Source organism: Brevibacillus humidisoli (assembly GCF_020923435.1).
Classification (GTDB): Bacteria; Bacillota; Bacilli; order Brevibacillales; family Brevibacillaceae; genus Brevibacillus_E; species Brevibacillus_E humidisoli.
Map to the genome: position 1 here is coordinate 3,556,090 of NZ_CP087263.1, position 13,086 is coordinate 3,569,175.

General features: G+C 56.1%; 10 protein-coding genes and 1 riboswitch. Of the genes, 2 read left to right on the top strand and 8 right to left on the bottom strand.

Annotation, left to right across the window (positions count from 1 at the left end; translation table 11 throughout):
• Positions 1 to 21: 21 nt before the first annotated feature.
• A complete protein-coding gene (locus LOK74_RS17405) occupies positions 22 to 3,708 on the bottom strand; it encodes an SbcC/MukB-like Walker B domain-containing protein (RefSeq protein ID WP_230043277.1) in 3,687 nt (1,228 codons plus the stop codon).
• Positions 3,705 to 4,970 carry an exonuclease SbcCD subunit D gene (locus LOK74_RS17410; protein ID WP_230043278.1) on the bottom strand — a complete coding sequence of 422 codons (1,266 nt, stop codon included), beginning with the start codon at positions 4,968 to 4,970 and terminating at the stop codon, positions 3,705 to 3,707. Before LOK74_RS17410 ends, LOK74_RS17405 begins: the two co-directional genes overlap by 4 nt.
• A gap of 289 nt (positions 4,971 to 5,259) precedes the next feature.
• Here LOK74_RS17410 and LOK74_RS17415 point away from each other — a divergent pair, with 289 nt between their 5' ends.
• Together LOK74_RS17415 and LOK74_RS17420 are read left to right on the top strand one after the other, a co-directional pair.
• Positions 5,260 to 6,690, top strand: a complete 1,431-nt coding sequence (locus LOK74_RS17415) for a hypothetical protein (protein ID WP_230043279.1) — start codon at positions 5,260 to 5,262, stop codon at positions 6,688 to 6,690.
• Positions 6,691 to 6,696: 6 nt separating this feature from the next.
• A complete protein-coding gene (locus LOK74_RS17420; protein ID WP_230043280.1) occupies positions 6,697 to 7,299 on the top strand; it encodes a hypothetical protein in 603 nt (200 codons plus the stop codon).
• Between the two features lie 39 nt (positions 7,300 to 7,338).
• Here LOK74_RS17420 and LOK74_RS17425 read toward each other — a convergent pair whose 3' ends face one another.
• The 6 genes from LOK74_RS17425 to LOK74_RS17450 all read right to left on the bottom strand — a co-directional run bounded on the left by LOK74_RS17425 (position 7,339) and on the right by LOK74_RS17450 (position 13,070).
• A complete protein-coding gene (locus LOK74_RS17425) occupies positions 7,339 to 7,548 on the bottom strand; it encodes a hypothetical protein (protein ID WP_230043281.1) in 210 nt (69 codons plus the stop codon).
• A 140-nt stretch (positions 7,549 to 7,688) separates the two neighbouring features.
• A complete protein-coding gene (locus tag LOK74_RS17430) occupies positions 7,689 to 8,657 on the bottom strand; it encodes a hypothetical protein (protein WP_230043282.1) in 969 nt (322 codons plus the stop codon).
• Positions 8,658 to 8,811: 154 nt separating this feature from the next.
• Positions 8,812 to 9,834: an ABC transporter substrate-binding protein gene (locus tag LOK74_RS17435; RefSeq protein ID WP_230043283.1), complete on the bottom strand. Its 1,023-nt coding sequence runs from the start codon at positions 9,832 to 9,834 to the stop codon at positions 8,812 to 8,814.
• Positions 9,835 to 9,895: 61 nt separating this feature from the next.
• Positions 9,896 to 10,690 (bottom strand): heme ABC transporter ATP-binding protein, encoded by a 795-nt coding sequence (locus tag LOK74_RS17440; RefSeq protein WP_230043284.1) that lies wholly within the window; start codon positions 10,688 to 10,690, stop codon positions 9,896 to 9,898.
• Positions 10,687 to 11,787 carry a FecCD family ABC transporter permease gene (locus LOK74_RS17445; RefSeq protein WP_230047048.1) on the bottom strand — a complete coding sequence of 367 codons (1,101 nt, stop codon included), beginning with the start codon at positions 11,785 to 11,787 and terminating at the stop codon, positions 10,687 to 10,689. The genes LOK74_RS17440 and LOK74_RS17445 overlap by 4 nt, the downstream gene beginning before the upstream one ends.
• Before the next feature lie 115 nt (positions 11,788 to 11,902).
• Positions 11,903 to 12,089: riboswitch (cobalamin riboswitch) on the bottom strand.
• A gap of 54 nt (positions 12,090 to 12,143) precedes the next feature.
• Positions 12,144 to 13,070 carry a COX15/CtaA family protein gene (locus LOK74_RS17450; RefSeq protein WP_230047049.1) on the bottom strand — a complete coding sequence of 309 codons (927 nt, stop codon included), beginning with the start codon at positions 13,068 to 13,070 and terminating at the stop codon, positions 12,144 to 12,146.
• Positions 13,071 to 13,086: the final 16 nt, after the last annotated feature.

Here is a 13,086-nt window from a genome sequence, read left to right on the forward strand (position 1 = left end):
GACACTCCCCCTAACCTTGTTTTACTCCATCTCCAGCGCAATCCGACTGCCCGCCCCCATCGGCTCTGCAGGCGTGATCACCAGTCGGCGCGGCATCCGCGCTCGCATCTCCGGCACATGGCTGATCAGACCAATCGTAAAGTGGTCCATCCGCAGCCGCTCCAGCGCATCCAGCACCACCTCCAACAACTCTGGGTCCAGTGTGCCAAACCCTTCGTCGAGGAAGAAGAACTCCAGCTTGCCTCCGCGCATCTGGATTTCTACGGAAAGAGCCAACGCCAGAGCGAGCGACGTCAAGAAGGTCTCTCCACCGGACAGTGTGCTGACAGGGCGTCTCATCCCGCCGGACGCCTCATCGCGCAAGATAAACTCACCCTCTGCCCCGATTTCCAGCGCGTAGCGGTTTTTCGTCATCCGCGCCAGATGATAAGAGGCGTCACGGGCAATCGAAGCCAGTTTTTCTTCGGCGATAAACTGGACAAACGCCTTTGCCTCGAACAGTTTTTTCAAGTCATCCAGCCTGCTTTGTTCCGCCTCCAGCTGCTCCAGACGGTCATCCACCTGCATCCATCGTTGATGGTTTTCCTCGATCCGGGCCAGCGACTGACGGGCGACCGCTGCCCGCTCCCTACTGTTGGCCAGGGCCTGCTCCATCTCGTCCAGCGCTGCTGTCAGCTTCTCCCACTCTTCTTCGGTAACTGTGCGTCCGGCAAGGCGTTCTCGCAGGCGCTGTTCATCATAGTGAAGTTGTGCCGACATCGTCCGGTGCTCTTCCACCTGTCTGCGATAGGCGCCAAGTGATTCTCTCTCCTGGTACAGCCGCTCAACCTCGGCTGGTGAATCCAATTCTTCGGCAGCGATCTCGTGCATGATCGAAGCGGACTCTTCCGCATGCTGACGGGTCAGATGGGCGAGTGCCTCTTCCGTCTTCCACAGCATTTCCTGTTGTTTCTGCAGCTGAACAGCTGCCTCCTTGCAGACCCGTTCCGCCTGACTCGCATCTGCATATAGCTGCTCCAACTGCCGCTCGATCTTCTCCAGACACGAGGCTGCTGGTTCACCGCCTGTCAGCTCATGCCACTGGATACGTTTTTGCTCCCGTAGCTGACTGCGCTCTTGCAGCCGCTCCGCCAGTGCCGCTTCCTGGGCGGAAAGCCGGGAATACGTTTCGCGATCCTGCTGCCTGCTCTGTTGTACCTGCTTGAGACTGGTTTCGATCTGCTGCCGCCGCTGACGCAGGTGCTGCAGCCGCTCGTCCGCTTCACCCAAGTGGGCATATTCGCGATCTACTTCCTCTACAGCCAGTGTACCTCGCAGCTCGTCGAGGCGCTGTTTGGCCTCATCGACTGTCGACTGCGATTTGGCCAGTCGTGCCTCGGCGGCTACCGCTGCTTCTCTCAACCGTTCCAACAAAGCAGCTTGCTTGTCGTGTTCTCCCTTTTGCTCCAGCTCACGTTCCCGCTGCACGGCCAACTGCTGCTGCTGTTTTTCCACCTGCTGCCGAAGCGTGCCTCGCTCTTCCGTCAACTTGTTCAGAAGCTGCTCGGTCTGCTTGTAGCGGACGGAAAGCGCGTCTACATCACTGACGACCCATTGTTTGTCCAACTGGGCCAGTTCTTCCTGCAGCGTACGCAGACGACCTTCCAAAGCAGCCTGTTCTTCCGTGAACGGCGCTTGCTGCTCCCGCAGCGCCCGCAGTCCCGCCTGCTCCCGTTGCAACTGCTCATAGGCCTGGCGGGCTGCTTCTTCCGCCTTCCGCAGGGCATGTACAGCCTTGTCTACCCGATCTGCCGCTTCTGCTTCGCGACGCTGCCAGTGATCCACCTCCTGCGGCATGAGCCCCTCTAGTTCCTCGGTCGAAGACGTCTGCAGGCGATGCGGATGGTGCTCCGACCCGCATACCGGGCAAGGCTCTCCCTCTCGCAGCGCATGGCGCAGCGTGTAAGCCATGTTTGCTCTCTGCCACTCCAACCGCGCCTGTTCCGCCTCCTGGCGCTCTCGATCCCGCTGGATGCGAACCGCATCGGCTGCCCGCCAAGCTGTCTCGGCCGCTTCCACCTGTCCTGCCGCATCCTGCATCCGTCGCTGCCAGTCGGCCTTCTTCGTCTCCCATGCCTCCCTGGCCCGCGTCCATTCCCGCCACTCTTTGCCAATCGTCTTTACCCTGGCCAACTGCTCTCGCAGCTTGTCCAGTTCCTGCTCGGACGCTGCCTGGTTTGCCCGCTCTTCTGCCTCCGCCAAGGCGGCCTGTGTCTGTTCTCGAAGTGCCGCCGCCTGTCTCCAGGCTTCCTGCTGACGATTTACTTCTGCCTCAGCGGCCTGCTGCTGCCTCAGCAGTTCGGCACGTTCCTGCTTTACTTCCTCCAACTTTTGCTGTTCGGATTGCCATGTCTGCTTGACATCACGCACCGCTTGCAGCCAGTTCCGCTTGTCCGTAATGGCCGTTAACGCCTGCTCCTCCTGGTCAACCTGCTTCCATTCCTCCTCAAGGGCTGCAGTCTGCTTTTCCGCCTCTGACAGACGTGCGCTGATCCGCTCGATCTCGGCCTGCAGCTGTTCTCTTTCTGCCGCGCCGCTCTCCCACTCCTGCGACAAGGCGGCCAACTCCCGTTCCCACTCCAGCGCTACGGCCATTCTGCTTTTCCGCTCATGCAGGAGTGGCTCTTCCGTCCGCAGCCTGCCCTGCGCTTCGCTCAGTCGTTCTTCCCTGGTATGTACCTCGGCGGCTGCCGCCTCTGCTTCAGCCCTCTGCCGTTCCCGCTGTTGTTCCAGTTCAACCTGCTCCTTTTCTAACTGCCGCAGTCTTTCCAGTCTGGGCCAGAGGGTCACACTTCGCTCAATCCGGCCAATCTGCCTTGTCACCTCTGCGATTTCCGCCTGCTTTTCCTCCAACTGACCGATCTTGGCGAGCAGCTGCTCCCGCTCTGTCTGCCACTCACGAAGCTGTTCCAGGGTTCGTCTCTGCTCGCTCAACCGCTGCCACTCGCTGCTCAATCCCTGCTCTTGCCGTGTGGCTTCCTCCCACTCACTGGTCGCAGCCTGCAGCGCTTCCGGACCCGCTGCCCCTAACGCTGCCAGCTCTAATTGCAGGCGGTGCAGTTCCTGCTTGTTCCGCTCGTAGAGGGAGCGGACACGCTCATGCAGCTTTTCCCCGTATTCCTCCAGGTGGAAGATGCGCTGCAGCATCTCATTGCGCTCACTTCCCTTCAGGGTCAAAAACCGGGAAAACTGACCCTGCGGCAGCACGACGGCTCGGGTAAAGTCGTGGATCGTCAGCCCGATCAACTGCTCAATTGCCGCTGTCGCAGCCATTGCTTTCGACTCCAGCACTCTATCCTGCTCGTCAGGCGTCCGACTGCGCTCGATCAGCCGCACCTCCGGCTGCCGTCTGTTGCCCTTTTTATCCAGCCCGAACTCCCGCTCGATCGTATACCTGCGGCGCTGATCGCCATGGCCCAGTTCAAACGTAAACGAGACGAACAACCGATCCTCCAACTGATTTAACACCTGATGCGGATGGGTCCCGCCGCCCATTCGGACGACCTGACCGTACAAGGCCAGCGTGATGGCATCGAGGATCGTCGATTTGCCGCTTCCCGTCGGGCCGAAGATACCGAACAATCCGGCTTCGCACAGCTTTTCAAAGTCGATCTCCTGCATGTCGCGATAGCTGTGCAGTCCGGCCAGCTTCAAATAGATCGGCTTCATCGGGCCTCACTCTCCTGCGTCTCTTCCTGTGGTCCAGCCATCAAGCGGGAAAACAGCTCAACGATCTGTGGGTCCGGCTGCACACCCCGTTTCCGCTCGTAAAAACGGCGAAACAACTGTTCCGGTTGCAGCCCGCCCAACTCCTCCTGTTGTGCCTGCTCCTCCTCTGATTCCCGCTCCGGTTTCACCAGCACCCGCTGGATTTTGACAAAATCATCACTCAGTTTGCGCAGACGCTGGAATTCAGCGGGATCGATCACGTCGGAGACATGCAGCTCCAGATCGATCCAGCTACCTGCATCACGCCCTTCTGCGAGCCAGCGTTCCACCTGCGCAATCCCCTCTGTAGCCTTCCAGCGTGTCAACGGACGGCCGCTGCTGAGGTAGATCAATTCTTCCTGCACGGGCTGGCCCGGAACCGCGTCAACCAACACCACCGCCTTGCTCTGACCAGCCTCGGAGAAGCTGTAGGCAAGCGGTGATCCACTGTAGCGGACGAGAGGCGTCTCACTTAGCTTCTGTGGCCGATGCAGGTGTCCCAGCGCCACATAATCGGCCTGCTTGGGAAAAGCGGCCGGAGGCACTACAGAGGTTCCGCCGATCTGAATCGGCCGTTCCGACTCACTCTCAGCTCCGCCCATCACGAACAGATGGCTCATCACCAGATTGACGGTGTCGGGGCGGAACGCTTTAGCCAGTTCCGCTAACAGCGCCTCCATCCGTTCCGAAAAGGCCTGCTGCATCTGTTCGGCCGTAAAGCTCTCACTAAGCAACTCTTTCAGCCGTGCTTCCGATGGATAGGGCATCGCGATCACCACCGCGTGGTGATCGACGCCGGGCAACGCCATTTCCAGCCAGGAAGGGCCACCTGCCACGACATGTGCCCGCTCAGCATGCCGCTCATGATCGTCTTGGTCGACGATCGGAGCCTCTTTTGGCAATCCGAGCAGCACGATCCCCTGTTTATGAGCCAAGGGAGCAGCCGCCCGGATCCGCTCCGGCTGATCGTGGTTGCCGGCGATCGCAATCACACCTCGCTGTCCTCCTTTTGACAGCCGTTCCAACGCTTCGTAAAACAACTCCTCTGCCCAAGCGGGAGGATTGACAGAATCGTATACGTCACCGGCGATCAGCACCAGATCGACCGACCGCTCATCAGCAATCACGCATAGCTCATCGACAAAAGCGGCCTGCTCCTGCCTCCGCTCCCGTCCCTCCAATGTACGCCCGAAATGCCAGTCCGCCGTATGTAAAATGCGCATTTCTCCACCTCGATCGATCACGTGTTTGCCTTTTATTGTACCAGATGAAAGAAAGCTGCGTAACATCGACCGGGGGTTTGGCGTCTACTACAATACAGGGACTTTTTCCCTTCCTGTCCTTTCTACCCTTCTACCTTCCTATCCAGCCTGATCGCAATCCTAAGATGAACGGTCTCAGTCGCTGCCTATTCCCTTGTGGAATCAAGGCATATACCGTTCACACGCGTTCACACGCGATAGAATCATGACCTGGAGCACAGACACCAGGAACATATAAGGAGGAATCACCGTGAAAACATCTCGCATTTCGCTTGTGATAGCAGCAGGGGTATTGGCAGCCAGTCTGCAGACCGGTATGGCCAGCAGCGACGACTCTCCCCGATCCTCGGTAGACAATCCGTCCACTGTTGAAACAGTTCCAGGATCAAAACAGCAGCTGCCCAGTCAAGACCAGATCAAAGCGGTGATCAATGCCTCCGCTGAGGAACCGGTCGACGACAGCGCAGAGTTGTTTATGCGGGTAGCCAATCTGGATGACGATCCTGAGCCGGAAATCGCTGCCTACACCAATGATGCGGTCCATCTCGGCATGTTCTACCTGCTGGACCGGCAAGGCGATGCGTACAATCTAATCGCGGAAAAAGCGTGGAACGTACCCCACTTCGCGCCAAAACGCTGGTACTTCAGCCGTTTTGACGCTAGAGAGTGGAACAGCAAAGAGCCAATGGAAGTAGGAAAAGTAGCCGGCAAGCGACTGTTTGAAGTAATCAATCGAACCGGCGGCACCGGGATGGACACATATGAGGTGCACCTCTGCTATCTGGAAAATGGAACCTTGCACGAAGCATGGTCGGGGATTCTCAAGGAGCGCGTCTCCTTGCCGGGGGGCGGCACACACCTGCAGTTTGGAAACTACCAGGTGGTGGAGGACGAGGGTGATCCGGTCCTACTCGTCTGGGAAACGAAGGGGCAGGCACCGGACGGCGAAGAGTTGGATCAGCTGCTGCAGGCCGAAACCCGCATGCAGCAGTATACCTTTGACGGGAGTCAGTTTGTACCGGCTGACCATTCTCCCTACACCGCTGCCAACCGTTTTCTGGAGGCCCGCCTGAAACGGAATCCTGTACAATTGATGCGTACCTCCAGTGAAGCGCTTGTCGAGTCGAGTCCCTGGCTGATCGGCCAAGCTAATCCACATCTGCTGCGGTATGTGATCGAAGAGGCTCAACCCGAGGGAGATGGCGTTCGTTATCGTGTGTTGCTGTTTTATGGCAATCATCAGACGACACTCGCAGTCGAAAGCGAGCAACTGCTGGTAGAACAGGTAGAATCAGAGTGGCGGGTCACAGAGATTACCCGCTTAGCTCAGCAACAGCTCGGCCAACTGGAACTGCCGGAAGCTGATGAAGCGAGTCTGGCAGTCGTTCGGGCATTTCTGGATGCACGGATGAAGCGAGATCGGGAAGAAATCGAACAGCTGCTGTCCCCCGCCATGCAGACGAAAGCGCAGGAAAATGGTTACATATCGTTGATTGGCACATCCAACCCTCATCCGGAAAGCTACGATCTGCTGTCCGTCGAGAAACAGCAGAAAACCGTAATCTATCATGTCAGGATGTATGAGGCAGTAACCGACATGGGCATCACCCACTCACACGATGAGCAGGTTTCGCTGGAGAAGATAGATGGCCGTTATCAGGTGGTAGACGTGCAGCAGTAGCAAACGGTGGCTGCTGCACGACGGCCTCCGGTTATGCTTCTATCAATGGGAGCGATTTCGTATCAAGTGAGCCGAAGCAATCGAGTTCTAACCTTATGGCCAAATGCGTTTCTTCCCGTAGCATTTAGTTTTCGTCATTGGATCGCTGCTCTGGTGTTTAGTGATCAAACGAGGGGATTCCAGCAAGGCAGGGAGGCACATATGAAAAGATTGTGGGGCATGGGGTTCTTTTTGTTATTATCAACGATCGGTTTAGTATTCATGATCGCTTTTGTCATCCTATTTCCCAACAGTAGATTTTCTAACGAAGAATTGTCTTTTGCGGAATCAGAAGTCATCACCGATTTTCCGATACCAAAAGGAACTATCGCGAAAGACCATAATGGTGAGTCCGACCGGTTCAAACACAGTGTGACGTATGTCTATGAAAACATCGGAGGAGAACAGGGGCTGCATCCCTCAGAACAGTATCTTCAAGAAATAGAGAATCGGGGATGGATGGAAAACAAAGCGGAGCGGATGGGACACAAATATCAGTTTGAAAAAGGTGAGCGGTCCGTTTGGTTCATCATACACGAAGATTTTTTCGACGTTCTGGAGCTGAAATGAGAGGAAACTGGTTCTCCTCACGAAAAAGCCACTCCGGCTTTATTCCTTTGCCGCCTCCAGCAGTACCTGCGCCATGCGCTCCGCTTCGATCTTGCACAGTTCAAACTCAACCTCTCCCGACACGTGGGAAATTAGCTGGATGATTTCCGCACAGTCGTGCTGACAGATGAGAAACTGCGGCCACTTCGCATCCTTGCGCTCTACTTTCTTTGCCGCAAACCCGCTTTGAAATCCGCCAACCGCAGTCATCGCTGCTTCTCCTCCCTTGCAATCTGTACCTCAGGACAGGCGTCCGCCAATCGCCAATTCCGTCGCTCATGAGGATTGGCGATTGATTGCCTGAAGCACGGCTTCGCCATCACGCATTCGATGCTGAACAGACGCCGAGATTAATACTGATCCCAATAATGTTTGAAGTTATATATCACTTTTTCGATTCCCAGCCCTGTCCCTTTCTGCCAACGAACCACTGTCTGCGTTTGCTGAGGCACTACAGCTGGCGATACGCCGGTTAAGACGAACATCTTATCGATCATCAACTGAATTTTTGGTGTGTTCGTTTCGTTTAACTCGACTATGTTGTCGACCGGATCATCGATGGCGCTAACGGCCACACTGCCCTCTTCCGATTGATCCTCGCTTAGCTCCATTTGATCACTGGATGACTGCTGTTCATCTATATCTACATCCTGGATCGCTTCTAGATGGTTGTCCCACATTTTCTGCCGCTGCGATTTTGACCTGTTATACCAATCAGCCAAGTAGGTTGAAAATGTTACAGATACCTCCCCTGCCAACTCGCCATCCATCTCTCTCAGATAAGGTCCACACTTGGAGCAAGGGGGGAATTCCGTATAGACATCCACGTTGTCGATCCCATTCTGCTGCAAGGCTCGCCCTGTAAGCTGGCCATTTTTTTGATCATACCCGCCAATGCCAAGCGTAGACATTGAAGTTTCGATTGCCAGACGTTCGGCATGCAGATCAGCATTATTTGCCCCTGGACTGGTACGGGTACTGCTCGCCAGGGAGTCACTTCGGGTTTTTAAGTGGGCAGTGGCTACATTGAATTGTGCTCGGGGACTCCTATCCTGCTTGCGCGCCCTCACAGCCTCTACTTGTTGAGCCGGGTCGGCCTCTGACTCGCTGTAGCGTTGGATCGGCTGCGATTTTGGGAATCCTGTCATCCATTGTGCGACGGCCCTATTCCCGTATAGCCTGTGCAAGGCGAAAAGGTCTGTTGCCGTTAGTTGAATCGGATTTCCAGCACTTGGTTGATCATGGATGTGCCGCGTCGCAGCAGTCTGTCGTTTTTCAGGTAGTGCGGTCTGCGGCCGTTTTCGGGGTGTTGTAAACATACCATCTCCCCATTCCAGAAGAAGAGTGTTACTCTATATTTTACCAGACTGTGAACGAGGTGGATAGATTCAACCAAACAGGGGGAGAGGGGGTAGACGGATGAACATGAAACGTCCCGCTCCTGCTCTGCGGAGTCGGGACGTTCGGCCCTACCTATTGTTCAAATCGCTCCGGATAAAACCCTCTCGCCAATGTCTCTAGCGCAATCGGGGCACGTATTCCCTCGGCCGCCGCTGAGAGCGGGAGGACGATAAACCGTTTGTTTTGTATGGCCGGCACTTCGGACAATCCTTTTCGGGCCAGCAGCAGATCCCGTTTCTGCTGGACGGTTTTCTTTCCGTAGTCCATGATCACAATCACGTCCGGACGTCGGGCCACTACTTCCTCCCAGCTTACTTCCGCCCAGCCTTTTTCGATGTCGTCAAAGATGTTTTTCCCTCCGGCCAGTTCAATCAGGGGCGTCATGTAATTGTTGGCCGCCGTATACGGCTTGTCTTCCCCGCTGTCGTAGACAAACACGCGAAGCGGCTGCTCCACCGGACCGAGCTGACGCGTGATCGCTTCCATCTCCCGTTTCATTTGGTCAATCAGTTGGTCCGCTCTCTCTTCCACTCTGAAGATGCGGCCGATATTGCGGATATCTTCGTAAACGTCTTCCACAGTAGGTGCTGTGATGTTGGACGACTCCTGGATGTACGTCTTGATGCCCATCTCTGCCAACTCTTCTACTGTTCCCAACTGTTTTTCGGTAAAGGCGCTTTTCCATCCAGCGTAGGCAAAGTCGGGATTGGCGGCGAGAAACACCTCTTTTGACGGGTACTCGTCGGCGAGCACCGGAACCTGTTCATAGGCCTCCTGATATTCCGGCAAAATCTGATCATCCAGGTAGGCAGTGCCCACCATCACATCTTGCAAGCCCAAGGCAAGCATCACCTCGGTGGCGTGCTGGTTTAGGGCAACCGCCCGCTGGGGAGGGGCGGAATAGGTAATCGTTCGCCCCATGTTGGTCAGCGTCACTTCCGTCTCCTCCGTCTGCTGACCCGAAACAGCAGCCGTCCCATTCGTCACTGCCTGTTCACCTTGACTACAAGCAGCCAAAGCAGAACCCAGCAAGCACAGCATCGCTACCCATATTTTTTGTTTCCACGTATAGATCATTTTGTTCCTCTGTCTCATGTCTTACTTCTCCTCTTGTCATGGTTTCCCGATTCGATTCACGTTGTCAAAAGAACCGCTGTTACCTTTCCGTCAGTGCAAACCGTTCAGCATGGGCGGCCAAATAGACGATGTGCGGTTTCCCTGTTTTGGGATGGACCGTCACTTCCGCCTCCACGCCAAACACGTCCCTAAGCAGTTCGGGCTTCAACACCTGCGCCGGATGGCCTGATGCCGCCAGCTGTCCGCTGTCCATCACAAACAGATAATCGCAGTAAGCCGCGGCAAGGTTCAGGTCATGCAAGGCGGCCACAACGGTCACTTCAAGCGCTCTGACCAGATCCATCAATTGGAGTTGGTATTGAATATCCAGATGGTTGGTCGGCTCGTCCAGGATCAGCCACTTGGCCTGCTGCGCCAGCGCTCTGGCAATCAGCACCCGCTGCTTTTCCCCTCCCGACAGGGTCAACAAACTGCGCTGCGCCGCGTCCAGCATGCCGACCCGCTGCAGCGCCTCTCTGACAATCGCTCGATCCTCTGCGGTATCGGGCTCCAGCATTCGTTTATGCGGGTTTCGGCCCATCAGGACGATTTCCTCTACTGTGAAGTCAAAGTGGACAGGCGTTTCCTGACTGACCACAGCCAGTTGACGCGACACTTGACGGGGCGTCTGCCGATAAAGTTCCTGATCGTCCAGACGAATCACGCCCACATCAGGCTGCAGGACGCGATACATCGTCTTGAGCAGAGTCGATTTCCCGCTGCCGTTTGGTCCGATCATGCCGACGAACTGTCCGGATCGGATAGACAGGGAGATTTCTCGAATAATCGCTTTTTCTCCGACCGAGACGGATACCTGGTCTACCTCCATGCTCATCTGTTTTCCCCTCCGAACGAGTAGCTTGACCGCCGCAGCAGCCAGATAAAAAACGGGCCGCCCGCCAACGCCGTGACGACACCGATTGGCAGTTCCCCGGGAGCCAGCAGCAGGCGGGCCAGTACATCAGCCCAGATCAGGATCACCGCGCCTAGCAGAGCGCTAACCGGCAGCACCCTACGATGATCAGACCCGACGACAAATCGAGCGATGTGCGGGACGATCAGCCCGACAAACCCGATCGAACCGCTGACGGCGACAACCACCCCGATTAGCAAAGAGAGCAGCACGATCAGCCATTTGCGAAAAGCATGGGTGTTGACGCCGAGTGTCGCCGCCGCTTCCTCCCCCATGAGCAAGGCATTGAGCAAGCGATATTGAAGCAGCAAGAAAACCATCCCGCCTGTCACCACCACGTAAGGAATCATGAGGTACTCCCATTTCGCTCCTGCCAAACTGCCCAGCATCCAAAACAGCGCATCGCGAATTCCATGCTCATTTGGGGCAGCCGTGACGATGAAGTTGGTGGCCGCTGACAGAATCATCGAGATGGAGACACCAGCCAGCAACAAACGGGTTGTCTGAATGCTCCCTGCCACCTGGGCCAACAAGTAGACGGCAAGCATCGCGACCATTGCTCCAGCAAAAGCGCCTAGTGTCAGGGCATACGTTCCCAGAAAAGAGAATGCCCCGAAGAGTATCACAAGTGTCGCGGCGACCGATGAACCCGATGAGATGCCCAGGATATACGGTTCAGCCAGAGGGTTACGCACCAACGCCTGGATTGCAGTCCCTACAACAGCCAATCCAGCGCCTACGACCGCGCCTAACAGGACGCGCGGCAGTCTGATCTCCCAGATGATCTGTTCCTGCGGCTTGCTCCAATCCTGTTCAATCAAGTCCCCGAAAATGGGTACATGCGATAACGCAATGTTCCACACGACAGCCGGCTGAATGCTGACCGGTCCAAGCATCACCGCCAATGTCGCCGACAGCAGCAGAAGACAAGTCAGCCCAGTCAGCACCGCTGTAAACCAGAGTGGATGATGACGTAGAGGCAAACCGCGGTCCGCCCTATTGGTTCCTCCTCCAAGCATCAAAAAACCCCATCCAGTCGGATGAGGTTTGGCGTGCGCACGTACTGATGGCAAAAAAGACAGAACGCTCTTTCGCTTCACTCTACAGTACACCTCTCCTTTCCGCGAAGGCATAATGGGTGCGGCAAACTAGGTAGGTCTCCTGGCTTCCGGATCATCGCACTCTTCCGCCTTCCCCGCTAGTGGCGAGTGGCATCGTGGAAAAGCGCTCCCTGGTTACAGTGGCGGGACCGCTCGGGATTTTCACCCGATTCCCTGTTACCCCTTGCTTCTGCAAGGGCACCTAGCTGCTCCTATTCAGTTCGCTATTGTTACGTATTCGGCTCGAAGCCCTCAAATCCTTTTTCCTAAGCAGGTTAGATCTTCGTCAGCGGTGCGACCTGCCGCGCAAACTCAGGCTCAGGTGCCTTCCGCTCTTGTTGAACAGCTTGTGGCTGCTTCAGGGACTGCAGGCAGAGATAGCAAAGAATGCCGAACAGACAGGTGATGATCGCAGAGTGAAGCATTGTAGCGTACAGGTGTAGCTCAAACCAGACAACAAATCCGCCGCTGATCACCTGCAGCGCGACCAGGATGAAAGCCAGCAGACTGGCCACGTAGACGTCCCGCCTCTCCTGCCGGTAGTAACGGAAAGCATAGACCAGCACGACTAACAGCAACAGGAACAGACAGGTAGCTGCCAGTCGGTGGATGAAGTGAATCGCCACTTGACCGGTCAGTTCCGGGATCAACTCTCCTCCCCGACAGAGGGGCCATTCATTGCAACCCATGCTGGAGCCGGTATGCCGCACGTATGCTCCGAGATAGACAACACCGTAGGCGTAGATAGCCACTCCCCAGACCAGATTGCGAAAACGGCGGGAAACCGGCTGCCGTACATATTGATCCCTTCTCTCCCGCTGCAGGACAAACAAAGTAAGCAACAGCACTCCGCTGAACGCGAGCAGAGAGAAGCCGAAGTGCAAGGCAAGCACCGCAGAGGACTGGGGCCAGATCACAGCAGATGCACCCAACAACGACTCCAGGATAATGAAGAAAAGGCCGATCATCGCCAATGCCCGAACTTCCGCATTACCGCGAAACCTTCGCCAAGCAACAATAGAAAAGAGGATCACCACCAAACCGGCCACACCGGTGATGAGGCGGTGCGAGTATTCGATCAGCGATTCCAGCGTATACTCCGGTACCCACTTGCCGTTGCACAGCGGCCAATCGTTGCCACAGCCCATCGCTGAGCCCGTCTTGGTCACCAGCGAACCGGCCAGCATCGTCAAGAACATCATCAGTGTTGCTGATATG